The 24,989-nt window shown below is 73.7% G+C and carries 19 protein-coding genes; 12 read left to right on the top strand and 7 right to left on the bottom strand.

The features are described from left to right. Positions 1–59 precede the first annotated feature (59 nt). The gene (locus ACPPVO_RS29445; protein ID WP_426514376.1) at positions 60–848 is read left to right on the top strand and encodes a hypothetical protein; all 789 of its coding nucleotides are present in this window, start codon (positions 60–62) and stop codon (positions 846–848) included. Between the two features lie 718 nt (positions 849–1,566). Beyond that, a complete protein-coding gene (locus ACPPVO_RS29440) occupies positions 1,567–2,340 on the top strand; it encodes a lysophospholipid acyltransferase family protein (RefSeq protein ID WP_426514717.1) in 774 nt (257 codons plus the stop codon). Positions 2,341–2,621: 281 nt separating this feature from the next. Here ACPPVO_RS29440 and ACPPVO_RS29435 read toward each other — a convergent pair whose 3' ends face one another. Further along, positions 2,622–3,077 carry a hypothetical protein gene (locus tag ACPPVO_RS29435; RefSeq protein WP_426514375.1) on the bottom strand — a complete coding sequence of 152 codons (456 nt, stop codon included), beginning with the start codon at positions 3,075–3,077 and terminating at the stop codon, positions 2,622–2,624. 99 nt (positions 3,078–3,176) lie between these two features. Here ACPPVO_RS29435 and ACPPVO_RS29430 point away from each other — a divergent pair, with 99 nt between their 5' ends. Both ACPPVO_RS29430 and ACPPVO_RS29425 read left to right on the top strand, forming a co-directional pair. After that, complete coding sequence (locus ACPPVO_RS29430; RefSeq protein WP_426514374.1) at positions 3,177–3,587, top strand: YciI family protein; 411 nt, start codon at positions 3,177–3,179, stop codon at positions 3,585–3,587. Positions 3,588–3,593: 6 nt separating this feature from the next. Next, positions 3,594–4,736 (top strand): RNA polymerase sigma factor, encoded by a 1,143-nt coding sequence (locus ACPPVO_RS29425; RefSeq protein WP_426514373.1) that lies wholly within the window; start codon positions 3,594–3,596, stop codon positions 4,734–4,736. On the opposite strand, the gene ACPPVO_RS29420 is transcribed toward ACPPVO_RS29425, so the two are convergent. Both ACPPVO_RS29420 and ACPPVO_RS29415 read right to left on the bottom strand, forming a co-directional pair. Continuing rightward, positions 4,733–5,284, bottom strand: coding sequence for a LuxR family transcriptional regulator (locus tag ACPPVO_RS29420; protein WP_360371408.1), 552 nt, complete (start codon positions 5,282–5,284; stop codon positions 4,733–4,735). The genes ACPPVO_RS29425 and ACPPVO_RS29420 overlap by 4 nt on opposite strands. A gap of 224 nt (positions 5,285–5,508) precedes the next feature. Continuing rightward, positions 5,509–8,037 carry a helix-turn-helix domain-containing protein gene (locus ACPPVO_RS29415; RefSeq protein ID WP_426514372.1) on the bottom strand — a complete coding sequence of 843 codons (2,529 nt, stop codon included), beginning with the start codon at positions 8,035–8,037 and terminating at the stop codon, positions 5,509–5,511. A gap of 227 nt (positions 8,038–8,264) precedes the next feature. On the opposite strand from ACPPVO_RS29415, the gene ACPPVO_RS29410 reads away from it, so the two are divergent. The 4 genes from ACPPVO_RS29410 to ACPPVO_RS29395 are packed head-to-tail and all read left to right on the top strand — an operon-like array spanning position 8,265 to position 13,384. Further along, positions 8,265–9,779, top strand: coding sequence for a dynamin family protein (locus ACPPVO_RS29410; RefSeq protein WP_360371402.1), 1,515 nt, complete (start codon positions 8,265–8,267; stop codon positions 9,777–9,779). A 49-nt stretch (positions 9,780–9,828) separates the two neighbouring features. Beyond that, positions 9,829–10,662 (top strand): nucleotide exchange factor GrpE, encoded by an 834-nt coding sequence (gene grpE, locus ACPPVO_RS29405; RefSeq protein ID WP_426514371.1) that lies wholly within the window; start codon positions 9,829–9,831, stop codon positions 10,660–10,662. Next, the gene (locus ACPPVO_RS29400; RefSeq protein ID WP_426514370.1) at positions 10,659–12,578 is read left to right on the top strand and encodes a dynamin family protein; all 1,920 of its coding nucleotides are present in this window, start codon (positions 10,659–10,661) and stop codon (positions 12,576–12,578) included. Before grpE ends, ACPPVO_RS29400 begins: the two co-directional genes overlap by 4 nt. Positions 12,579–12,589: 11 nt before the next feature. Beyond that, on the top strand, positions 12,590–13,384 hold the full coding sequence (locus ACPPVO_RS29395) for a hypothetical protein (RefSeq protein ID WP_426514369.1): 795 nt from the start codon (positions 12,590–12,592) through the stop codon (positions 13,382–13,384). A 64-nt stretch (positions 13,385–13,448) separates the two neighbouring features. Here the strand turns inward: ACPPVO_RS29395 and ACPPVO_RS29390 are convergent, their stop codons facing one another. Then, positions 13,449–14,978, bottom strand: a complete 1,530-nt coding sequence (locus tag ACPPVO_RS29390; protein WP_426514368.1) for an Hsp70 family protein — start codon at positions 14,976–14,978, stop codon at positions 13,449–13,451. A gap of 104 nt (positions 14,979–15,082) precedes the next feature. Between ACPPVO_RS29390 and ACPPVO_RS29385 the strand changes: the two genes are divergently transcribed. The 4 genes from ACPPVO_RS29385 to ACPPVO_RS29370 are packed head-to-tail and all read left to right on the top strand — an operon-like array spanning position 15,083 to position 20,989. Beyond that, positions 15,083–15,847 carry a glycerophosphodiester phosphodiesterase family protein gene (locus ACPPVO_RS29385; RefSeq protein WP_426514367.1) on the top strand — a complete coding sequence of 255 codons (765 nt, stop codon included), beginning with the start codon at positions 15,083–15,085 and terminating at the stop codon, positions 15,845–15,847. 12 nt (positions 15,848–15,859) lie between these two features. After that, a complete protein-coding gene (locus tag ACPPVO_RS29380; RefSeq protein WP_426514366.1) occupies positions 15,860–17,209 on the top strand; it encodes an MFS transporter in 1,350 nt (449 codons plus the stop codon). Positions 17,210–17,264: 55 nt separating this feature from the next. Next, entirely contained in the window at positions 17,265–20,267 is a 3,003-nt protein-coding gene (locus ACPPVO_RS29375) for an AfsR/SARP family transcriptional regulator (RefSeq protein WP_426514365.1), read from the top strand. Between the two features lie 11 nt (positions 20,268–20,278). Continuing rightward, positions 20,279–20,989: a thymidine kinase gene (locus tag ACPPVO_RS29370; RefSeq protein ID WP_426514364.1), complete on the top strand. Its 711-nt coding sequence runs from the start codon at positions 20,279–20,281 to the stop codon at positions 20,987–20,989. 281 nt (positions 20,990–21,270) lie between these two features. On the opposite strand, the gene ACPPVO_RS29365 is transcribed toward ACPPVO_RS29370, so the two are convergent. From ACPPVO_RS29365 to ACPPVO_RS29355, 3 genes are all read right to left on the bottom strand, one after another. Continuing rightward, a complete protein-coding gene (locus ACPPVO_RS29365; RefSeq protein ID WP_426514363.1) occupies positions 21,271–21,828 on the bottom strand; it encodes a TetR/AcrR family transcriptional regulator in 558 nt (185 codons plus the stop codon). A gap of 330 nt (positions 21,829–22,158) precedes the next feature. Then, entirely contained in the window at positions 22,159–22,479 is a 321-nt protein-coding gene (locus tag ACPPVO_RS29360; protein ID WP_426514362.1) for a DMT family transporter, read from the bottom strand. Positions 22,480–22,606: 127 nt separating this feature from the next. Continuing rightward, complete coding sequence (locus ACPPVO_RS29355) at positions 22,607–24,520, bottom strand: hypothetical protein (protein WP_426514361.1); 1,914 nt, start codon at positions 24,518–24,520, stop codon at positions 22,607–22,609. Between the last annotated feature and the right edge of the window lie 469 nt (positions 24,521–24,989).

The following is a 24,989-nucleotide window of genomic DNA, read 5'->3' as shown; positions in this document are numbered from 1 at the left end:
ATAGGTGGCTGGTATGACTGTTCCGACACATGTTCGATTGACGGGTTGGGGAGGGTGCGATGGTTGCCGCGCGGACCGCGGCCAAGGGCTTGTCGACGGTGGATCTGGAGCAGATCCGGGACACCCTCGCGGCCGGCCGGAAACCGAAAGTCGTATTCACCGAGCAGGCCGGGCAGATCGCCGGGCAGCTGGGCCAGATCGTCGCGTTGACGGACCCGGAGCTGTCCGACGAATGGGTCGTGGTCCGTTTCGGCCGCGACGAGCTGCCCTTCTCCCCCGCCGACCTGGCCATGGCGCCGAAGACGGTGCCGGCCAAACGTGCGCCCGCCGTTCCCGCACCTCGTGAGGAGAGCCCCGTGCCAGCCCCTTCCGTTGCCGACTCCCCCGCCGCCGTGAGCGACGCCGCCCCGGCGCCGGACTCCACCGGCTCCCCCGCCGCCGAGGCGTCCCCGGCCGCGGACCCCGCCCCGGCCCCGGCGCCGACCGGCTCGGGCGGCGATTCGTCCGATTCGTCGGCCGGGTCGAAGAACACCCCGGGCAAGCCGGCCGCGAAGAAGGCCGTCCCGAAGGCGAAGGCGCCGGCGGGCCTGACGGTCACCCTGGCCTACGCCGAGGGCGAGTGGACGGTGGCGGCGAACCAGGGCGCGAAGGCCCTCGCCAAGCCCTACGTCATCAAGGCCGGCGAGGCGTTGAAGATGGTCGCGATGCTGGACGTGCCGGGCGTGCACGAGGCGGTCGAGGAGATCGTCTCCGCGGCGCGGGCCGAGGCGGAGACCCAGGCGGAGCGGCTGCGGGCGGAGCTGGCCGAGATCGAGGCGCGGCTGGCCGAGCTGCGCGAGGCCGAGTAACGCCGGCGTCGCGCTCCGGGCCGTCCGGTTCATCGGGCGGCCCGGGGAGCGTCCGTCGTCTCCGGCCGGGTGCCGTTGATGCCGCACGGCTGGGTCGCGCGGGCGGAACTGAACATGAGCCGACGGGATGGTGTCGTCGGCGGGGCTCGGCGCTACCGTGTCCGGGACACGCACCTGCGGCCAGAACGGACATGAGCACGTGAGCGACGGGGAGCCAGCCGGGCGTACGGCCGAGGACAGCACCATGGCGGCGGCCCGGACCGTGGCTCCTGCGCAGCTGCGTCCGTCCGTCGATGCCGCGGGCGGGAGCGCATCGGTGGGTGGCGTCGTGGGGGGGCAGGCCCAGGTCGCCGGGGCCGATGGCGCCGCGGGCGGTTCGGTGGCGGGCGACGGGTTGACGCTGCAACCGGGCGCGATCGGCTCCGGGGCTGCCCCGGTGGACGATGGTGCCGGTGTGGCGGTGGTGGGCGGCGGCTCGGCGTCCGAACTGGACGTCGTCGGGACCCGGGCCTTCGAGCAGGGGGCTGCCGGAATCCAGGCCTTCGAGCAGGGCGTTGTCGAAACCCAGGTCGCCGGTCGGGGTGCTGTCGGATTGCAGGTCTCCGAGCAGGACGCTGTCGGCACTCAGGTCACCGGTCGGGGTGCTGTCGGACTTGCGGTAACCGCATCGCGCGAGGCGGCCGAGCCCGGTGCGGTTACCGCTGAGCCGGTCGGTGCCGTGGCGCGGTGGCGGGCGCCGCGTATCTGGCTCGTGTTGCTCGCGGTCGCCCGGGCTGTCGTGTTTCCCGTGGCTCGGCTGCGGGTCACCGGTGGGCTGCCGCCGCAGCTGCGGGACGGGCCCGTCATTCTCGCCGTCAATCACATCGGGCCGTTCGATCCCGTTGCCGTGACGGCCGCGTGCCGGGTCGCCGGGCTGGCGCCGCGGCTCATGGCGACCGGGGGGCTGTTCCGGGCGCCGGTCGTCGGGTCCGTGATGCGGGCCAGCGGGCATATCCGGATCAACCGGCGGCAGGCGAACGTGGCCGCCGCCGTCGACGATGTCACGCGGGCCCTTGCCGCCGGGTCGCATGTGCTCGGGTACCCCGAGGGGCGGATCACGCTCGATCCCGGGATGTGGCCGGAGCGTGGGAAGACGGGGCTTGCCCGGATCGCGCTCGGTACCGGGGCGCCGGTCGTCGCCGTCGCGCAGTGGGGGGCGCACGAGGTGGCGGCGTGGGGCGGGGTCGGGCCGACGATGCGGGCCCTGGCGCGGGCGTTGTTCCGGCGGCCGGTGGTGCGGGTGCACTTCGGGGCGGTGGTGGATCTGTCGGGGATCGATCCGGCGGTACCGGGGGCCGCGCAACGCGCCACCGACCGGATCATCGACGCGATCACCGCCGAGCTGCGGCCGTTGCGCGCCGATGAGCCGCGGCTGCCCCGCTACATCGACCCGGTCCGGCCGTTGACGCTGCAGCGCCGCCACCGGGCCGCCGGCGTCCGCTCCCCCAGCTGACGAACGCGTGCGGGGCGACGACCCGCGGGCCGGACCGGCGACGACGCTGGCCCCTCGTGGCCGGCCTGGCTACGACGCTGGCGCCTCGTGCAGCGCCAACCGGCGACCCGATGCTGCCGGCCCCGTCGCTCGCGGCGAGCCGATCGTGCGCGTTCGTTGCAGCTCGGCACGCCAGCGCTGCCGGCCCCGTCGCTCGCGGCGAGCCGATCGTGCGCGTTCGTTGCGGCTCGGCACGCCAGCCCGGCACCTACCCGATTCCCAGGACCGGAGACCGCGACGGGTCAGCGGGGCACCCGCACCCGGGGGTCCTGCATGGCCCGGGCGATCGCCGCCAGCAGGCCGCTGTCGCACAGGCGCGGCGCGCCGATCAGGAACTCCTCCCGGTCGTACCACTCGACCAGGTCCACCCCGGGCTGCGCGGCGATCGACCGGTCCAGGGGCAGTTCGGCGTCGTCGGCGTAGCAGCCGTAGATCTCGTCGGCCGCCCCCATCTGCCAGTGGATCGGGCCGAGGCGCGACTCGTGACCGTGCTCGTCGAACACGGGCATGAACCGTTCCTTCGGGTTGATCGGCCGGACCCCGAGGGACCCCGTGGCCAGCAGGTCCTCGAAGGTGGGGTCCTCGTCCCAGTCCTCGCTCGGGATGACCAGGGCCTGGACGTCCTCGAGGTGTTCGCGGCAGGCGCAGTCGGGGCGTTGCGGCGGCTGCCAGTCGTCGTCCGGGGCGGGGAACGTCATGCGGCGATCCTAGAGCCAGAGCAAACGGACGAGAATGTCGAGAACCGGGCGCCGGTTACGTCCCCGGGGCACGCGACGGCTGACGAAGGGGAACTGACCGTGAAGTACCTGCTGCTCAAGCATTATCGGGGCGGTCCGGCGCCGGTCGGGGGCGCCGAGCCGATGGACGAGTGGATTCCCGCGGAGGTCGACGCGCACGCGCAGTTCATGCGTGACTTCGCGGAGCGGCTGCAGGAGTCCGGGGAGTTCGTCGACACGCAGGCGCTGGCGGCGGGGGGTGCTTTCGTGCGGTACGACGGCGAAGGGAAACCGCCGGTGACGGACGGGCCGTTCGCGGAGACGAAGGACCTGATCGCCGGGTGGATGATGATCGACGTGGAGTCGTGGGAGCGGGCTCTGCAGCTGGCGGCGGAGCTGTCGTCGGCGCCGGGGGCGGGCGGGAAGCCGTTGTACGAGTGGCTCGAGGTGCGGCCGTTGCTGGCCGGGCACGTCGAGTGTGTCGCGGACTGAACCGGGGTGTGGGAGCGGGAGGGGCTGCTGCGGGAGCTGGTGCCGGCGGTGATCGGCGTGCTCGTGCGGCGCGGCGCCGACTTCGCCGATGCCGAGGACGCGGTGCAGGAGGCGCTGGTCCGGGCGTTGGGGACGTGGCCGGACGACCCGCCGCGGGACCCGAAGGGGTGGCTGGTGACGGTGGCGTGGCACCGGTTCCTCGACGCGGCGCGGGCCGAGGCGTCCCGCAGCCGGCGGGAGGCGGCGGTGGATGCGGAGCCGGCGGCCGGGCCGGTGCCGGGCACCGATGACACGCTGCGGCTGTACTTCCTGTGTGCGCACCCGTCGCTGCCGGCGGCCTCGGCGGTGGCGCTGACGCTGCGGGCGGTGGGCGGGCTGACGACGCGGCAGATCGCGGCGGCGTACCTGGTGCCGGAGGCGACGATGGCGCAGCGGATCAGCCGGGCCAAGCGGCGGCTGGCCGGGCTGGCGCTGGACCGGCCCGGGGACCCGGCGACGGTGTTGCGGGTGCTGTATCTGGTGTTCAACGAGGGGTACGGCGGGGACGTCGACCTGGCCGCGGAGGCGATCCGGCTGACCCGGCAGCTCGCGGCGCTGACGGACGAGCCGGAGGTGGCGGGGCTGCTGGCGCTGATGCTGCTGCATCACGCGCGGCGGGCCTCGCGGACGGGTCCGGGCGGGCGGCTGGTGCCGCTGGCGGAGCAGGACCGGTCGCGGTGGGACACGGCGCTGATCGGTGAGGGGGTGGCGGTGCTGCAGCGGGCGCTGGCCCGGGATCGGCTCGGGGAGTATCAGGCGCAGGCGGCGATCGCGGCGCTGCATGCGGACGCGCCGAGCGCGGCGGAGACGGACTGGGTGCAGATCGTGGAGTGGTACGACGAGCTGCTGGCGTTGCACGACAGTCCGGTGGTGCGGCTGAACCGGGCGGTGGCGGTCGGGGCGGCGGACGGGGCGCGGGCCGGGCTCAAGGCTCTCGACGGGGTCGACCCGCAGGTGCCGCGGTATACGGCGGTGCTGGCGTTTCTGCACGAGCGGGCCGGGGACCGGGATCGGGCCGCGCAGTTGTACGCGGCGGCGGCCCGGGAGGCGGTCAGTGTGCCGGAGCGGGACCATCTGACCCGCGAGGCGGCGCGGATGCGGGCCGGTTAGGCGCCTTCGCGGCGCATCCGCAGGTACGCCAGGACGGCCTCGCGGGTGGTGCGGACGCCGAGGACCTCGCGGGCCTCGGCGATGCGCCGGTTCGCGGTGCGCAGCGACAGGAACTCGGCCGCGGCGGCGGCGGCGATCGTCTCGCCGCCGGCGAGGCGTTCCAGCAGGGCCCGCTGTTCGGGGGCGAGGACGGGTCCGCCGCCGTCGTCGGCGGGGTCGGGGCCGAGCTCGGCGTCGGGGTCGGTGGTGACGGGGCCGATCCGGCCGAGGTCGGCGAGCAGGGCGCGGCCGATCTCGGCGGCGGTGTCGCTGATCGCGACGATCCCGGCGCCGCGGGCGGCGGCGAGGAGGGCGAGTTCGGCGGTGTCGTCGTCGGTGACCCGGCCGAACAGGGCGAGGCGGGCGTCGGAGACGTCCCAGGCCTGGTCGGTCAGGGCGAAGCCTTCGCGGGTGGTCCAGCCGGCCCGGGCGAGGCGGCGCAGCACGGCGGTGGCGTCGGCGCCGGATGCGACGACGTACCGGGGGGCGAGAGCCGGATCCCCCGCCATCAGCGGCCCGCGCCGGAAGCCGTGGACAAACCCGCCGAAGCGGCCACGGACCGGCCCGCAACGGAAGCCGCACGCCGGCCCGCAGGGATAGCCATGCGCCCACCATGCGATGAAGGGGCACTCCCGCACAAGACCACGACGTTACTCATCCACGTTCCTCGATGGCTGGAAGCCGGGGATCCACAATGCCCGCAATCGAGGCCCGTCAAACACACCCACGGGGCTCACTGGCCGAGCTCCTCGATGGCGAGGGCGGCGGCCTCGGTACGCGTGCGGGCGCCCAGCTTGCGCATGCCCGAGCGGATGTGCGTCTCCACCGTCTCGCGGGAGATGCCCAGCTGCCCGGCGATGCGGCGGGTCGGCTCGCCGTTGGCCACCAGCCGCAGCACGTCGCGCTCGCGGTCGGTGAGCTCGTCGCCGGCCCGGCGGCCGCGGGTGTCGCGGCGGATCGAGTGCCGCCGCAGCGCCCGGCGGGCCCGGCCCAGCAGCACCACGAGGCCGGCCTCCTCCGCCAGGCGCTCCGCCTCGAGCAGTGGCGGTACCGCCAGATCGGCGCCCTCCTCGAGCAACCCCTGGGCGAGCAGGCAGCGGACCTCCTCGCGGCGGGCGAGCTCGTGCCAGGCCGCGGCGGCCTCGGTGAAACGGACCGGGGCCTTCCACGCCTCCAGCGTCACCTGGACCGGGGCGAGGGGCATCGTGTCGTCGGCGGTGCTGAACGAGGCGCCGGCGTCGTAGGCGGCCCAGCGGGCGGTGATGCGGCGCAGCCCGTCGACGAGCGGGGTCGACACGGCCGCGTCGGCCGGTTCGAACGCCTGGTCGGGGCGGCCGTCGAGCCAGGCCGCCTCGCGGGTGACCCAGTCCAGGACGGGCCCGGCCGACGCGGGCCGGTTCTGCAGCGCCTCCAGCCGGGCCCGGGCCGGGGCGAGCAGGCCGCCGTCGGCCTCGGCGAGGCTCGCCGCGGCGACCGCGTAGCCGCGGGCCAGGGCGGGCAGGGTCCGGTCGGCGAGGTCCCCGGCGCGGCGCACGACCTCGTCGATGGCGTCGCCGCGCAGCACGTCACACCACAGCTGGGCGGCCAGGAACCGGGTTTGCCAGCTGTAGGCGAGGTCCCCGGCGCAGGCGGCGGCCGCTGCGGCGGCGGCCTGGGCGGCCTCGGCGAGGCGGGCGTCGGCGGTGAGGGTCTCCACGAGCAGCCACGCCGACCAGCGGGCGGCGAGGACGTCGCCGGCCTGCCCGGCGGCGGACGCGGCGGAGGCGAGGCCGTACTCCCAGCCGGGCTGGCGCGTCCCGGCCCGCACGGCGGCGATCGCGGCGCGCAGCCCCGGGTGGGCGGGCGCCTCCCCGTGGACCTGCAGCAACTCCTCGGCCCGGGCCAGGGCGCCGCCGGGGTCGGTGGTGAGCATGGACAGCAGCCGGATGCGGTCCCGGCCGCCGAGAACCTCGGCCGGGGCGTCGTCGCCGACCGCGGTGACGGCCGCGGCGGCGGGCACCGGGCTGCCCTGCTGCAGCAGGGCCTCGCCGCGCAGCACGGCCGCGACCGGGTCGGTGGTGGCCGCGTCGATGACCCGCAGGCACGAGCCGGGCCGGCCGGCGGCCAGAGCGGCCCGGGCCGCGGCGATGCGCACCTGCGGCTCGGCGTCGACGCCGGGCAGGTCGCAGGCGAGCAGCAGCAGCTCGGCGCGGTCGCCGGAGGACTCGGCGGCCGCGGCGGCGGTCACCGCGACCTGGTAGGCCTCCGCGCCGGCGCCGGCCGCGGCCAGGTGGCGGGCCGCCTCCCGGGGCGGCACGAGCGTGGCCAGGCGCCGGTGCAGGGCGGCGCGTTCGGTCGCGTCGAGCAGGCCCGCGGCGACCTCGGCGGTGTACGGGGAGACGGGCGCGGCGACACCGTCGGTGAGCTCGACCAGGCCGGTCTCGACCAGCTCGGTGAGGCCCTCGCCGAGGACGGTCGCGGTGACGGGCCGGCCGAGCAGGCCCAGCGCCGCCATCGCGGTGCGGGCCGGGCGGGACAGGTCGGCGAGGGCGCCGGCGACGGTGTAGGCGAGGCCCTTGTCGAGGCCGTCGCGGGGGGTGCCGCCCTGGGCGACGTGCTTGGCCAGGGCGACGACGGCGAGCGGGACGCCGCCGGCGCGGCGCACGAGGTCGGTCACGACCGCGGCCGACGCGGACGGGGCCAGCTGCCGCACGAGCGCGGCGGCGGCGTCGGCGGGCATCGGCGGCATCGACAGCCACGCCCCGGACTTCGCGGCCGCGGCCCGCAGTGCCCGTTCGGCGTCGCCCGGCAGGCGGTGCGGCGTGCGGAGGGTGACAACTATCCGACAGTGCTCGGCGATGGCCGGCAGCGCCGCGATCGTGAGCGGATCCGCCCACTGGAGGTCGTCGAGCAGCAACAGGCCGTGACGGACGCGGGAGCGGACGGCCTCGGCGAGCAGCGGCGCCTCATGTGACGGGAGTCGCACCCGGACCGCCCGCGACAGCGGCAGGGCCGGCACGCCGCGCAGCATCGCCAGGGCGCCCCCGCTGAACACGGCCCCGCGGAAGGACTCGGCGAGCCGCTTCAGGACCCCGGTGCGCCCGGTGCCGGCCGCCCCGGCGATGACGACCAGACCCGGGTTGTGCAGGGCTTCCACGGCCGTGGCGAGCAGGTCGGCGGGCGGCCACACGGCAGGAACGCTCGCCCGGCCCACGACCGCCGACACCAACGCCGGCCCGGCCGCCGGGCCGGCGACGGGCTCATCAGTCGGTGCCTCAGGCACGGGAAGCCTCCATTCCTGGCACGAACATGGGATCCTGCGCGCGCAGGATATTCGTAATGTGTGTGCCGTACGTGCGTGACATGACGGTACTGATTGCACCCAGGAGCGAATAATGAGCGAGGTCCACCCCTTGGACACCCGAGGGTACGTCGGCATTGTGGCTGAACCCACCGGCCTCGCGCAGTCGGTGATCAGTCTGTGCCCGACGTCGAAGCGGGGCTGACCCCGTGGCTCCAGGACCCCTGAGCTCCCGCGTGGGTGACCTGTGCGGCGAGGTCGGCAACCGGCTCGGCGGGGCCGCCCAGGCCCAGGTGGTCGACGTGCGCCGGCGGCTGGGCGAGCCGCTGCGCGTGGCGATCGCCGGCCGCCTGAAGTCCGGCAAGTCCACGCTCGTCAACGCGCTCATCGGCCGGCGGGTCGCGCCCACCGAGGTCGGCGAGTGCACCCGCATCGTCACGCAGTTCCGCTACGGCACCTCCGACCGGGTCGACGTCGTCAAGCGCAACGGGGCCCGGGTCAGCCTCCCCCTCGACGAGGCCGGCATGATCCCGCAGCGGCTCGGCGTGGCCCGCCACGAGGTCGCCTACGTCGACGTCACCCTCACCAGCGACCACCTGCGTGACCTGACCGTCGTCGACACGCCCGGCCTGTCCAGCGCCAACACGTCCGTGTCGGACCAGGCCCGCCGGTTCCTGTTCTCCGAGGCCCCGATCGACGACGACCTCGACTCCGACTCCGCCGGGGCGCTGTCCGGCGCCGAGGCGATCATCTACGTGTTCACGCAGTCCGTCCGCGAGGACGACGTGCAGGCGCTGGAGGCGTTCCGGTCCATCTCCGCCCGGCTGTCGAGCAACCCGATCAACTCGCTCGGGCTGTTCAACAAGGTGGACAAGCTCGCCGGCGGCGGGCAGGACCCGTGGCCGATCGTCGCGCCCCTCGCCAACGACCAGTCGAAGGTCCTGCGCCGGGTCGTTTCGGATGTGGTACCCGTCGTGGGCCTCCTCGCCGAGACGACCGAGGCCGGCCGGCTCACCGCCGCCGACTGCGAGGCCCTGCGCCAGCTCGCCGCCCTGCCCCAGGGCGAGCGGACCGTGCTGCTGGCCTCCGTCGACCTGTTCACCACCCGCGAGTGCCCGGTCACCCGGGAGTCGCGGGAACGGCTGCTGCGCCTGCTCGACCTGTACGGCATCAGCTTCGCCATCGCCCAGCTGGTCGCCAAGCCGACGCTGGCCACCGGCGAGCTCGTCCGGATGCTGTTCCAGGCCTCGGGCTTCCCGCGGCTGCGGCAGACCCTGGACCACGCGTTCCGGTGGCGCACCGACGCCATCAAGGCCGGTTGGGCGCTGTCGAGCCTCGAGAAGATCGCCAGCCACGCCGAGCGGCCGCACGACCGGGAGCTGCTGCGTGACGCCATCGAACGGGTACTGCAGCAGCCCGAGTCGCACCGGCTGCGCCTGCTGGAGGTCGCTCAGCTCGTCACGACCGGCGCGGTCGACCTGCCCGACCAGATGGAGGGCGAGCTGACCCGCCTGGCGCTGTCCAACGACCCGGGCTGGATTCTCAACCTGCCCAGCGCCGACCGCGACTCGATGGTCCGGGCCGCGCTGGACGCCGCGACCCGCTGGCGCGCCTACGCCGTCGCCGGCGCGAGCCCGTCGCAGTCGCGGGTTGCGCTCGTCGCGCACCGTGGCTTCTACCTGCTCTCCCAGCGCATCCGCGGTGGAGGGGCAAATGTCCGATAATCACCTTCGTACAGCCAATAGCCGAGGCCCCCACCCCCAGGAGCCGAGAATGTCCTCCAACAGCCTGCGTCTCGTCGCGGTCGCCGTCGCGCTCGTCATCGCGGTGCTCACCGGCGTGGCGACCGGCCTGCTCGGCGGCGCCCCGAACTGCCCCGCGCAGACGGTCAGCGCCTCCGCCCCGCCCGTCGAGGGCGGCGCCGCGGTCAGCGGCGCGGTCAAGGCCGGCGGCACCCCGGAGCAGCCGGACAACGCCGGCACGCAGGCCCAGACCGTTCAGGCGCAGAGCAAGGCCTGCACCGCCCAGGACTCCTTCGGCGTGAAGCCGGCCCTGGTGGCGTTCGTCGGCACCCTGTTCGTCGGCGCGGCCCTGCTGCTCCTGCTGCTGCTGGCCGCCCGCGGCGCCGGACGCGGCGCGACCGCCCCGGTGTCGGCGCCGCCCGGCCGCGGCGGGCAGTCCGACGCCGACCGGCGCGCGCTCGTGCAGGCCTCGATCTACGTGCGGGACCGGGTCACCAGCAAGGCCCTCGGCGACCGGCTCGCCGCCGCCCTGCACGAGGCCGGGGTCACCACCCTCGAACCGGCCGGGGTGCGCTTCGACCCGGCCCACCACGAGGCCGGCGGCACCACCCCGACCAACGACCCGAACCTCAACGGGCAGATCTCCGGCGTCGAGGTCCCCGGCTACGTCGACCGCGACGGGCGGGTCCTGCGGGCCCCGATCGTCACCGTGTTCCAGGCGGCCCGCAGCGCCGGCGGCGCCACCGGCGCCCACCCGACGGTCCAGCGCCCGGCCCAGCCCGGCGGGCCGACCGGCGCGCACCCGACCGTCCAGCCGCCCAGCCAGCACACCACGCAGCAGCCGCGCAGAGAGCAGCCACGATGACCACGACCCCCAACGCGCCCGCGGGAGCGGCGCCGAAGAAGCCCGCCGACGCCACCGCGGCGCTGGGCAAGCTGCTCAAGGCCGGCGTCGAGGGCAGCCTCGCCTACCTGCGCAAGATCGACCCGGACGCGGCGTCCGACATCGACACCGAGCGCCGCCGCGACGTCCAGCGGCCCAGCATCGTCGTGGTCGGCGAGACCAAGCGCGGCAAGAGCTCGCTGACGAACATGCTCATCGGCGTGCCGAACCTGTCGCCGGTCGACGCCGCCGTGGCCACCGCGTCGTACCTGGAGTTCAAGCACAACCCGCAGCACGGCGCCCGCGCCTACATCCCCGGCCGGGAGGACCCGGTCCCGATCGGGCTCGGCGACCTGCGCGACTGGGGCACCGTGCTGGGCCGGATCCCCGACGGGATGCGCCCGCCGCGGCGGATCGAGATCCACCACTCGGCGCCGCTGCTGCAGTACCTGACCCTCATCGACACGCCCGGCACCGGCGGCCTCGACTCGATGCACGCCGAGGTCGCCATGGACGCGGTCGAGAAGGCCACCGCGCTGCTGTTCGTCGTCGACGCCTCCAGCCCGTTCTCCAAGCCGGAGATGAACTTCCTCATCGAGGCCAGCAAGAAGGTCAACTTCGTGCTGTTCGCGCTGACGAAGGTCGACGCCTACCCGGGCTGGCGCAAGATCCTCGACGACAACAAGGGCCAGCTGCAGACCCACGCGCCCCGGTTCGCGTCCGCACCCTGGTACCCGGTGTCGGCCCGGCTCGCCGAGCTGGCCATGCAGATGCCCAAGGACGCCGCCGGGGAGCTGATCCGCGAGTCGCGGATCGCCGAGCTGCAGCACGCCCTCATCGACCTGGCCTCCAAGGGCCACCTGCTGCAGCAGGCCAACGTGCTGCGCAGCGTGCGGTCGGAGTACATCCGCGTCGACCAGGAGCTCGGCGACCGGATGAAGGCGACCGACCCGGACCCGGCCGACTTCGAGCGGGCCAAGGAGGAGCGCGCGCAGGTCGCCACCCGCAAGCGCACCGAGTCCCGGCAGTGGTCCCTGGCCCTGTCCACGGAGACCCAGCGGGCCCGCGTCGAGGCCACCTCCCGGCTGCGCAACTACATCACGCAGCTGCAGGAACAGTTCATGGAGAAGATCGACAAGGGCGGCCGCGGCGACATGCAGGAGCTGCCGGCCGAGCTGGACAAGGCGCTGTACGCGCTGAGCGTCCGGCTGTCGCACGACCTCGAGTTCCGCTTCCGCAAGGTCGGCGAGCGGGTCCTGGCCCAGGTGTTCCACCCCAACGAGCTGCAGCACGTGCTGCGCGGGCTCAACGCCCGGCTCCGCCACGCCCTGGGCACCAAGCCGCGCCGCGAGCAGGGCGGCGAGGGCGCGATGGTCGTCATGTCCTCGGCCGGTATGGCGATGATGGCCGCCCGCGTCCCCGGCATGATCGGCGGCGCGAGCGCGCTCGGCGCGATCGGCCTGGCCGGCGCCGGGCTCGTCCTGCCCGTCGTCGGGGTCGGCCTCGGCCTCGCCGCCGGCGCCTACATGATCTTCAAGCGCAAGAGCATGGCCGACAAGGTCCAGGCCCGCACCTGGCTGCGGGAGGTCCTCGGCGAGGCCCGCGCCGCCCTGTCGGACGAGATCATGAACCGGTTCACCGACCTGCAGTACGCGCTGACCCTGGCCCTCGACGAGGCGATCGAGCGGCGGCTCAAGCAGCTCGACGCCCACATCGCCAACATCGACAAGTCGCTGGCCGAGGACAAGGCCGAGCGCGGCAAGCGCAAGGCCGCGCTGAGCACCGAACGGGAAGGCCTCCGGTCCCGCATCAAGCAGGTCGACGAGGTGCTTGTGCGCATCCGCGCGCTCACCCCGTCCGCACCGGCCGATGCGGGCGCCGAGGCCGCCGAGGCGTAGGGGGCTGACCGATGGACGGGCACTGGGAATGGTCCGAGGGCGGCGACGACGCCGACACCGCTGACCTGGGCGGCGACGCCGGGCACGACCTGCACGGCGGGTACGGCGAGGACGGCGGCGCCGGGCACGGCGGGTACGGCGAGGACGGCGGCGCCGGGCACGACGACTACGCCGAGGACTACGGCGCCGGGCACGACTTCGGCTCGGGCGACGCCGGGCACGACTTCGGCGAGCCCGGCCAGCACCTCAGCGACGGCCACCTCGGCGCGGGCGGGCACGACGACCTCGAGGAGCCGCTCGGCACCGAACACGCCACGGCCGAGTACGACGAGTCCCTCCACGACGGCGACGCGGTCCACCACGACGGCGACACCGAGGGCCACGACGACGGCGGACAGGCCGGCCACGAGGACGACGGCGGGCAGCTCCACCTCAGCGACGGCCACATCGACGGGGCCGGCGACGACGGCCACGAGAGCACCTTCGGCACCGACCCCGACGTCGACGCCTCCGCCGACGACCCGGGCTGGCACGACGTGCAGTTCCCCGAGGAGCTGCACCTGCAGGACCCGCCCGAGCCCGCCGGCGGCTTCCCGTGGACCGACGCCGACGTGCTCGGCGGCCCGGACCACAGCCTGTCCGCGGCGTTCGACCCGGCCCTGGAGCACCACGGCCCGGCCGAGCCCGCCGGGCTGGCCGACTACGAGCACCTCGAGGTGCCGCCCGGCGCCGACCCGTGGAGCCTGCTGCTGGGCTCCGACGACCCGGCGACGAGCAGCCTGGCCACCTACTGGGCGCCGCAGTAGACGCCACGAACGCGACAAGGCCCGCACGGGTGCACCGTGCGGGCCTTTGTCGTGGTTCCGGCCGCTAGCTGAGCGCCGTCACGAGCAGGATCACGAACAGGACCGCCACCAGGACCAGCACCACCACGATCACGGCGATCCAGTTGCGCTCGGCCGCCTCCCCCTGCTGGGCCGGGGCCTGCCGGGCCGCCTGCGGCGGGAACGGGCCCGGGCGCTGCTGCACCACCGGCTGTTGCACGACCGGCTGCGGTGCGGGCTGCGGGCGGAACACCGGCGCCGGCGTCACCGGCTGCTGGATCACCGGCGGTCGCTGCACGACCGGCTGCGGCGCGACCACCGGCGGGCGCTGCTGCACCTGCGGTACCACCGGCGGGCGCTGCACGGCCGGCGACACCGGCACGCCCGACATCGGCGCGGCCGAGACCGGGGCGTGCTGCACCGGCGGCATCGGGCGCTGCTGGACCGGCGCCGGGCGCTGCTGCGGCGGCGGGGTCACCGTGCGCGGGGTGCCGGACGCGCGGACCGGGGTGACGGCGGCGCCGATGCACAGCGCGCCCTCCACCACGACAGTCTCCGGCTGCTCCAGGGTCGTCGGGGCCACCCCGAGCTCGGTGTGGATGAGGTGCGCCGCGAGGGGGATGCGGGAGGAGCCGCCGACGAGGAAGATGCCGACGAGGTCCTTGGGCTGCAGCCGCGCCGACTCGATGGCCCGGCGCAGGCACGCGACGGTGCGCTCCAGGTACGGCCGGACGAGGGTCTCGAGCTCCTCGCGGGTCAGGTGCGCGTCGATCTCCATCGACGGCAGGTGGATGTCGGTCGAGGCGGTCCGCGACAGCATCTCCTTCGCGCCGCGCACGTCCTCGTAGAGCATCCGCCGCAGCCGCCGGTCCGAGGCGTCGGTCGGGTTGGCCAGCGCCGCCCACTTCTCGGCGTGGCTCTCCTGGTAGGTCTTGCCCAGGTGCTCGACGATCGCGTGGTCGAAGTCGAGGCCGCCGACGTCGGCCAGGCCGTCCTCGGCGAGCACCTCGAACCCGGACTGGGTGCGGCGTACCACCGTCGCGTCGAACGTGCCGCCGCCGAGGTCGTAGATGGCCAGGCTGCGCCCGACCGGCACCGCCGAGCCGAGCACGGCGGTGAAGTACGACGCCGCGCCGACCGGCTCCGCGATCAGCCGGGGGTTGCCGAGGCCCGAGATCCGGCACGCCTCCATCAGCAGCGACCGGCGCCGCTCGCCCCACCGGGCCGGGTGGGTCAGGCGCACCTCCTCCGGGGCCCCGCCCAGCTGCCGGCGCGCCTCCGCGTTCACCTGCGACAACACGTGCGCGAACAGGCGCGGCACGGGCATCGACGTGTCGCCGATGAACACCTCGCCGTCGTCGATGCGCCGCTTCGGGTTGGGCTCGAAGCGGGCCGGGTCGAGCCGCGCATTGCGCTCGGCGTCCCGGCCGACGAGGACCTTCCCGTCGGTGTTGAAGTACAGGGCAGAGGGCAGCAAGGGGGAACCGTCGAACAGCAGCGGTCGCATCCGCGCGTCCGGAGTGCGGACCATCGCGACCGTGTTCGACGTGCCGAAGTCGATGCCGAGCACGCGCATGTGCGTCACCCTACCTTTGCCGTTCCGCGCTCTGCGTCGGCCGTCAAGCCTGCCGTAACCCGCCGTTGCACGAAGTTGACCCGAGATCGCTGCATACTGGCCGCGTGAAGCAGGTGCCCTACCTCGACGCCCCAGGACCGCTGGGCTTCGCCCACCGTGGCGGGGCGGCAGCCGGTGACGAGAACACGACAGCGGCGTTCGCCCGTGCCGTCGATCTCGGATACCGGTACATCGAGACCGACACGCACGCCACCGCCGACGGGGTCGCGGTCGTGTTCCACGATGACACGCTGCAGCGGCTCCTGGGGCGCCCGGGTCGGATGATCGACTTACGGTTCGCGGACCTGCAGAGCGAGCGCGTCGGCGGCGCGGCCGCGGTGCCCCGCCTCGACGAGGTGCTCGACGCCTACCCGGACATCCGGTTCAACATCGACGCGAAGACCGACCACGCGGTACAGCCGACGCTGGAGGTCGTGGAGCGGCTCAAGGCCCACGACCGGGTGCTGCTCGCCTCGTTCTCCTCGGCCCGGCTGCGGCGGATGCGGCGGCTCGCCGGGCCGGGCGTGGCCACGTCCATGGGCATGCGCGAGGTCGCCGGGCTGTTCGCCGCCTACCAGGTCGGGCGCCGCTACACCCCGGCCGGGAGCGTGGTGGCGGTGCAGATCCCGCCGCGGTACGGCCGCATCGCCCTGGCCACCGCCAAGTTCGTCGGCTACTGCCACCGCATGGGGCTGCAGGTGCACCTGTGGACGATCGACGAACCCGCCGAGATGGCCCACTTCCTCGACCTCGGCGTAGATGGCATCATGACCGATCACATCGAGGTGCTGCGCGACGTGTACCAGGAGCGCGGCATCTGGCCGGTCTAGAAAGGGTCCACAGTGGAGTACAGCTCTCGTCGTGAGCGCGTCGGCTGGTACTTCTACGACTGGGCCAACTCGGCGTTCCCGACCACCGTCGTGACCGTCTTCCTCGGCCCCTACCTGACGTCGATCGCCGAGACGGCGGCCAACTGCCCCGACGCCGGCTGCCCCGACGATGCCGCCATCCACCCGCTCGGCATCGCGATCGCCCCCGGCTCGCTGTTTCCGTACACGGTGTCGCTGTCGGTGTTCCTGACGGTGTTCGTGCTGCCGGTGGTAGGCGCGATCGCCGACCGGTCGCCGCGCAAGAAGCAGCTGATGGCGCTGTTCGCCTACATCGGCGCCACGGCCACGGTCGGGATGCTGTTCCTGACCGGCGACCGGTACCTGCTCGGCGCCGGGCTGTTCCTGCTGGCGAACATCACGTTCGGCGCGTCCGTGGTCGTGTACAACTCGTTCCTGCCGCAGATCGCCGACGAGCAGGACCGGGACAAGGTCTCCAGCTTCGGGTGGGCGTGGGGGTACCTCGGCGGCGGCACCCTGCTGCTGCTCAACGTGGCCGCGGTGCTGATGAAGGACTCGCTCGGGATGAGTACCGGGGAGGTGGCGCGGTACAGCCTCGTCTCCGCCGGTCTCTGGTGGGCCGGGTTCACCACCATCCCGCTGCTCACGCTGCGCAACCGGCCCGTCGCCGCCCTGGACGTCACCCAGCGCGGGAACCTGGTGACGGACGGGTTCCGGCAGCTGTGGAGCACGCTGAAGGGCCTGCGGGCGTTCCCGCTGACGCTGCTGTTCCTGGTCGCGTACCTCATCTACAACGACGGCATCCAGACCGTCATCTCCCTCGCGAGCCAGTACGGCACCGAGGAGCTGCAGCTCTCCGACGACGTGCTGGTGCCCACGATCCTGATGGTGCAGTTCCTGGCCTTCGCCGGGGCGCTGCTGCTGGGCCGGCTCGCCAAGTCCATCGGCGCCTGGAAGACGGTCCTGGTCAGCCTGGTGCTGTGGACCGTCGTCATCATCGTGGCGTTCTTCATGCCGGCCAAGCAGGCGGTGCTGTTCGTCATCCTCGGCGGCGGCATCGGCCTCGTCCTCGGCGGCAGCCAGGCCCTGTCCCGGTCGCTGTTCTCCCAGCTGATTCCCAAGGGCAAGGAGGGCGAGTACTTCGGGCTGTACGAGATCTCCGACAAGGGCACCAGCTGGCTCGGCCCGCTCGCGTTCGGCCTCGCCTACGACCTGACCCGCAGCTACCGCGTCGCGATCATCGTCCTGGTCGTGTTCTTCATTGCCGGGTTCGTCCTGCTGCTGTTCGTGCCGATGCGCCGCGCGATCGAGGCGGCCGGCAACACACCACCGGCCAAGCTCTGACGGGCTTGTGACTGGCGGGTGTCGTGTACGTGACACCCTGCGTTACTGTTCGGTCGTGCGTTACCGGCTGCTCGGTCCGCTGGAGGTCGACGTCGCCGGCCGGCGGCTGGAGATCTCCGCGACCCGCGACCGGGTCCTGCTGGTCATGCTGCTCCTCCAGCCCAACCGGGTGGTCACGCTCCCCCGCCTCGTCGACGCCGTGTGGGGCGACGCCGCCCCCGCCACCGCCCGCGCCCAGCTGCACACCTGCGTCTCCCGGCTGCGCCGCCAGCTGCCGGGCGCGATCCAGACCGACACCGCCGGGTACCGGGCCGTCGTCGCCGGCGACGAGCTCGACACGCTCGTCTTCGCGCAGCTCGTCGCCGACGGGCGGGCCGCGATGGCCGCCGGGGAGCTGCACACCGCCCGTAAGCACCTGCGCGACGCGCTGGACCTGTGGCGCGGCCCGGCCCTCGCCGGCGTCGACAGCCCCGGCGTCCAGGCCGCCGCCGTCGCCCTCGAGGAGCGGCACAACAGCGCCCTCGAGGACTGCCTCGACGTCGAGCTGCAGCTGGGCCTGCAGGCCGAACTGATCAGCCAGCTGACCGGCCTCGCCGAGCAGCACCCGCTGCGGGAGCGCCTGCACGGGCAGCTCATGACCGCCCTCGCGCGGGTCGGGCGCACCGCCGACGCGATCGCCGTCTACCTGCGCCTGGCCGAGGCCCTCGACGAGCAGCTGGGGCTCGCCCCAAGTGCGGCACTGCAGGAGTTGTACCGCGGGCTGCTGCAACCCCCGCCGCCGGCCGCCTCGTCGCCGCGGGCGGGTCCGCCGGCGATGCTCGGCATGGCCTCCGGCGCCCCGGCGGCCCGCGCGCTGCCGGTCCCGACCCCGTGGACGCTGCCCCGCGACATCGCCGACTTCTCCGGCCGCGACGACCTCGTCGCCCGCCTGGTCGCCGCGGCCCGGCCCGGCCGCGACGGCGTCCCGGTCGTGCTCACCGTCGACGGCATGGCCGGCGTCGGCAAGACCAGCCTCGCCGTGCACGTCGCGCACCTCGTCGCCGACCGCTACCCCGACGGGCGGCTCTTCGTCGACCTGCGCGCCCACGGCGAGCGGCCGCCGCTGGCCGCCCACGATGCCGTCGGGCTGCTGCTGCGCCACCTCGGCCTCGACCCGGAGCGGATCCCGGCCGACCCCGACGAGCGGGTCGCCCGCTGGCGCAGCGAGCTCGCCCAGCGGCGGATGCTCGTCGTGCTCGACAACGCCGCCGACCCGGCCCAGGTGACCCCGCTCTTACCCGGCGCGTCGGCGAGCCTGGTGCTCATCACCAGCCGCCGGCGCCTCGGCGGGCTCGACGGCGCGCACAGTGTCTCCCTGGACGTGCTCGACCACGACGACGCCGTCCGGTTCGTCACCACCGTCATCGGCGCGCGCGCCGATGACGACCCGCGGGCCGTCGCCGACGTCGTGCGCCTGTGCGGCGGGCTGCCCCTCGCGCTGCGGCTGGCCGCGGCCCGGCTCGCGCACCGCCCGTCGTGGAGCGTCGCCGACCTCGCCGACCGGCTGCGCCAGGCCAACCCGGCCCCGATCGACCTGACCGTCGACGGGCGGTCGCCGCACGCGGCGTTCGAGCTGTCGTACCGGGCCCTGGACGACTCGGCCCGCCGGCTGTTCCGCCTCACCGGCCTGCACCCGTCGGGCGAGTTCGCGGTCCGGGTCGCCGCGGCCCTGACCGACCTGCCGATCCGCGACGCCGACGAGCTCCTCGGCCGCCTCGTCGACGCGCACCTGCTCATCGAGCCCGTCGCCGGCCGGTTCCGGCTGCACGACCTGCTGCGGGAGTACGCCGCGCAGCTCGCCGCCGACGACCCGGAGCGGGACGCGGCCATTGACCGGATGCTCGACTTCTACCTGCAGGCCGCGGCCGCGGCGACCCGCTCCTGGGAGGGCGGCCGGGCCCGCGGCGCGATCGACGTCGGCGAGGTCCAGCCGTGGGTGCCGCGCTTCGCCGACCTCGCCGCCACCCGCCGCTGGCTCGACCTGGAGATCGGCAACGTGGTCGGCGTCACCCAGCTCGCCGACCGCCTCGGCCGGCACCGGCACACGTGCCTGCTGCCGAGGGCGGTGTGGGGGTACCTCTTCCGCAACTCGATGAACGACCTCTCCATCGACCTGCACCGCCGCGCCCTGGCCGCGGCCGAGGCGCTCGCCGACGACGACCTCGTCGCAATGACCCACAACTACCTCGCCTCCGCCTACGCCCGCGAGGGCGACCAGGGCAACGCGGCCCGGCACCTCAACGTCATCGCCGAGCACCCGAAGTGGGGCGGCCGGGCCCGTTCCAACCTCGCCGCCGTGTACCAGTTCGCCGGCCGCCTCACCGAGGCCCTCGAGCTGCTGGAGCAGTCGCTGCAGGCGATCTACCCGGCCGAGGTCACCGTGTACGGCGGGCAGTGGACCTGCCTCACCACGATCCTGCGGCTGCGGGGCCGCACCGGCGAGGCGCTCATCGCCGCCCGGCGCACCCTGGCCGCCGGCCGGGCCACCGGGGCGCAGCTGGCCATCAACGGCGCCATCGAGCTCGCCGTCATCCGCCAGACCCTCGGCCAGCACCGCCACGCCGAGCTGCTGCTGCGCTGGACCGTCGGGCGGATCCCGCCGGAGGCCGGGATGGCGGTGATCTGCGAGGCCCGCAGCTACCTCGGGATGAGCCTCGTCGCCCTCGGCCGCACCGGGGAGGGCCTGGCGCTGCTGGAGGTCGCCGCCCGCGACTCCGCGCACCTCGACCCGCACATCGCCTGCCTGGCCGCGAGCAACCACGGCGGCGGGCTGCTTGCCGCCGGCCGGCTCGACGAGGCCAAGGCCGAGTACGCGCGCGCCCTGGAACGCGCGATGCGGGCCGGGTACCGCTACGAGCAGGCCCGCGCCTACCACGGCCTGGGCCTGTGCACGAGCGACCCGCGCCTGTCGCGGCAGCGGCTGCAGACCGCCGCGGACCTGTACGAGGCGATGGGCGTCACGGAACACGCCGAGGTCAGCGCCCTCCTGCGGAGCATCGACGAGCAGGCCGCCAAGTAGGCTTCTGCGCCGTGACCCCAACCGACGACGACCCAACGGCGTGCGTGGCCGCCGGTGACTCCCGCACACGACGCGGGGGCCGGCTGAAGTTCTTCTACGGCCCGATGGACTGCGGCAAATCCACCCTCGCGCTGCAGATGGACTACAACCACGCCCGGCAGGGCCGCCACGGCGTGGTCCTGACCACCATCGACCGCGCCGGCCCGGGCCGCCTCTCCACGCGCATCGGCCTGGGCAAGGACGCCGTGGACGTGGCCGGGCTGGACCTGCGCGCCCTGGTCCGCGATCGCTGGGCCCGCGGCATCCGAGTCGACTACCTCATCTGCGACGAGGCCAGCTTCTACACGGTCGCGCAGATCGAGCAGCTGGCGGACCTCGTCGACAACTCCGACGTCGACGTGTACGCGTTCGGCCTCGCCACCGACTTCCGCACCGCCCTGTTCCCGGCCGCGCAACGCCTCTTCGAACTCGCCGACGAGGTCACGCGCGTGCAGGTCGAGGTGCTGTGCTGGTGCGGCCGGGCGGGCCTGCTCAACGCGCGCGTGGTCAACGGCGTGATCGCCCGCGAGGGCCTGCAGGTCGTGATCGGCGACACCACGGCGGACGGAGCGGACGAGCCGGCCCCGGCGGACGTGCACTACCAGGTACTGTGCCGCCGCCACCACCGCACGGGCGACTTGGGCCCGGCCGCGCGCGCCGAGGGCCAGCTGCGCCTGGTCTGACGCGCTTGCGTCGGCGGTGGCCCGCTTCGCCGGTTTCGCCCTGACCCACGGCGCGGGTCTTACCCATGGCCTATGGCGACCGGTTCCGCCCTGACCCACGGCGCGGGTCATGCCCGTGTCCCGCGGCGGCCGGTTCCTTCCCCCAAGGCGGCCAGCTCTTCGGGTCCTCGACGGCTGGTCCTTTGGGTCCACGGCGGCTGGTTCTTGGGTCCACGGCGGCCGGTCTCGCTTCGGTCTTACAGCGGGCCGGCTCATCCGTTCCCTTGCCGGCCTGTCACTCGTCAGCCCCCAAGCTGCCGGATAGCAACGGCAAGCGCCTCCCGCGGAACCGCTTCCCCGGTGACAACAGCCTGCAGCATCACCCCGTCGATCAGACCACTGATCGCCCGAGCAGCCGCCTCCCCGGTACGCGGCGCCAACATCAGATGCACCCCATCAAGCCAGGCCCGGGCCAGCGGCCGAAGCGCCGGCACCCGAGCAGCCGCCAGGTACAGCTCGTACTCGAGCAACGCCTTCGGCTGATCCGCCACATAATCGGCCACGAGCCGGCTCAACACCTCGGCCAGCTTGTCCGGCTCCCGCTCAACAGCGACCCGCCACCGCTCGAGCTCAACGCCAACCGAATCACTGACCAAAGCCAGCCCAGCCGCAACGAGATCCGCAAGCGTAGGAAAGTAGTACGTCGTGGCCCCGAGCGGCACCCCGGCCCGCCGAGCCACCATCCGATGCGTGGTCCGCCCAACCCCAACCTCGGCCACGACCTCGACAACGGCCTGGGCGAGCGCACGCTTACGCCCTTCAGGATCACGGCGTGCATTCATTGTCCGCAACTCCCCCACAGCCGAACCTCATCACGCCGCGCATCGACCGTCCATAGCGTCCGACCAACCGCCCGCACTGTCCACCGCACACCTCCCCACAGCCGCGCCTCCCCACAGCCGCGCCTCCCGACAGCCGCGCCTCCCCACAGCCGCACCTCCCGCCGCCCGCGCCTCCCCCAAAGCCGCACCTCCCACCGTCCGCAACCCCCACATCGCGGCCACCTCCCGCCGCCCGCGCCTCCCCAAAGCCGCACCTCCCACCGTCCGCAACCCCCACATCGCGGCCACCTCCCGCCGCCCACAACTCCAACTCCCACCGAGGCACCGCCGCACCGCCGCACCGCCGGTTCAGTGCGCCCCGCCGAGGTTCAGCACCACAACCCCGGCAATCACCAGCCCGACCCCAACCACCTTGATCAGGCTGAGCGGCTCCCCGAGGAACACCGCCCCGACCGCAACGATGGCGGCCGTCCCGAGCCCCGACCACATCGCGTACGCGACCCCAACCGGCACCACCTTCACCGCCTGCGCCATGAACAGAAACGCCAGCGCATACGCAACGAGCACACCCGTCGTGGGCCAGAGCTTCGTGAACCCCTCGGTGGCCTTGAGCAAGCTGGTACCGACCACTTCAACCGCGATGGCGAGCATCAGCATCACGTACGCCACGGCAACCCTCCCCGATCCCGAACTAGTACGATCGTACAAGTTCGCGGGAAGGTGCCTATCGCAGCCGACTTTGGGGATTGCCGAATTAATGGATTACCGGTAATCGCAATACCGTTAATCCCCGCCTTCAGGCCGACCCGGGACCCTCCGAGCCGCCCTGCTGGGGACGCTTCGACGACTTCCTGGCCTTGGCCGCCTTCGAAGGTACCGACGAACCGGCCCCCCTGGTCTGCGCCGGAGCCTGCGCCTCCTCGGCCGCCGGCCCACTACCGCGCTGCGCGCGAGCCGGGGCAGGCACGACGTCACCGACCGGAACGGCGGAATCCGACGCCCGAGCACCGGCGGTCACGTTCGGCGACGACTCGCCGCGGACCGACGCCTGCTCCTTGATCGACGGCCCGCCGACCGGTGACGCCACACCGCTCACGGGCGCCGGCACGGGCTCGGCGCCGGCTGGTGCGGCTCCCCCTACGCTCGGCGAGCCCGACGACGGCGCATCGAGGGACGGACCGTCCGAGCCGCGTGCCGCCGACGATGGCCCGCCGGAAGACCGTCCGTCCGACCCGGAGGCGTCGGAGAACTGCCGGCCCGCGACGGGACCACCCGAGGTCGGCGTGGCGGAGCCGGGCGACGCGGAGGAAGGTTCGCCGCCGGCCGGAAAGTCAGAGATCGGACCACCCGAGTTCCGCGCGTCCGAAGTGGATTCATCGGAACTCGACGCACCGGAATCCTGTGCGTCAGAGACTGGTGCACCGGACGTCGGCGCCCCGGACGTTGGCGCCCCGGAAGTAGACGCGCTCCCCGTCGCGGCGGCACCACCGACGAGCAACGCTCGACGACGCCGACGCGACCGGATAACCGCGAACACTCCGACGGCGATCATCAGCACGCCCACCAGCCCGAACCCGATAACGATCCGCGTCAGGTCCTGCAGCGACAAGCTGTCCAGGAACGACCGGTCAGCATTCTTCGGCGCCTGGGCCTGCACCGCCGGCGACGCGGACGGCGCGACCGCCGGGTGATACGGGGTGTACCGCAGGATCGGGCTCGCCTTCGGCTGATCCGACGTGGTCACGAACTCGGTGCCATCGCGGGTGTACGCGATGCCCTCGCCCTGCGGCTCGCTCGGCAGCGGCGTGATCCGCGGCGTCGACCCGCCCGTGATCGCATCGACGACGCTACCGTCCGTGACATCGAACTCGTACGCATCCGCCATCGTCCGCACCACCGCGCGCTTGCCGTCCGGGCTCAGCGCGGCGCCGGTGACGACCGAAGTGCCCAGGATGCCGTACGGGTTCGTGGTCCCCGTCGCCTGCGGCCGGAACCAGCCGGCCCGGGTCAGCGGCGCCGGATTGGCGTTGTTGGCCGGCAGCGGCTGCGTCATCGTGTAGACCTCACCGACCGGGTCCTTGGTGATGATCACCGGGTGGCCGTTGCCGTCGATGATCAGCGCCTCGGCGTCGCGGGCCTTGCCGTCCGGGTACGCCAGGCGGTGGATCACCGGCGTGTTCGCCCCCGGCGCCAGGCTCCACAGCGCGATCGACGAGCGCCGGTTGCCCGACCCGCCGGTCAGCGTCGTGTTATCCCCGACATCGGCGACCCACAGCGTCCCGTCCTTGGCAACCGCAAGGTCTTCCGGGTCAAAGGCGCTGCTGGGGTACCCCACGTTGCGCGTCACCCGGCATTGATCGTCCAGGAGGAAGATCTTCTCCCGCGACCGCTCCACGTTACTGTCGTTGATGACCGCGTAACCGTCCGCAGTCGCGACGATCCCCGAGATCTCGGTCAGCACCGGGTCACTCATCGTGCACACATTGCTACCCGGGATCGACGGGCCGAGGTTCGCGTTCGCGGAGCCAGTCGCGCTCGGCGTGGGACTCGGCGCCTTCTGCAGCAACGGCGACGTGAGCGGCGGCGCCAGCACGGGCCCGGTGAGCACCGACGATCCGAACGCCGCGGCCGGACTACCGAGCGCCACCACCAGCGGCGCGACCACCAACAACACGGACGCCCCGATCGCGCCCCCGACCCGCTGCAGCATGCGCGACAGTGTCGCAGACACCGCTGAGAAACCGGCCACAGCCCGCCCCGAATCCGATCATGCCCACCCGCCGCGTCACTCCCGGCGACGGTGCCCGCCAACGTCGTCCTGAGAGAGACGAGCCACGCGACCCCGGACGTTGCAGTTCGAACGGCAGCGATGCGTGGTAGTCGCAACTTCACTGGTGGTACGCGCCGATCCGCGCGCCGCGAACAGCGGATTCTCCATCGGAGCGTGACGCCTTGGGCACTGCCTGCCGAGCCCGCCCGCTGCCACGCGCCGGCCACACAGCACATCGGGCGAGGCGGTCCTCGACGCACGGAGGTTCTCCAGGCTCCATCGACCACGGAAGGACGGGAGTCGATCCGTCGACGGTCGTCCCGCCATGGCCGGCGCCTCAACCGGGGTGGCCAGAGCGGCCTCCCGCTCGGCGTCGATGACGGGGTGGCCAGAGCGGCCTCCCGCTCGG

The organism is Dactylosporangium sp. McL0621, assembly GCF_049995355.1.
Classification (GTDB): Bacteria; Actinomycetota; Actinomycetes; order Mycobacteriales; family Micromonosporaceae; genus Dactylosporangium.
Note: the sequence above shows the minus strand (reverse complement) of the source record. Positions and strands in the feature narration are given on the sequence as shown.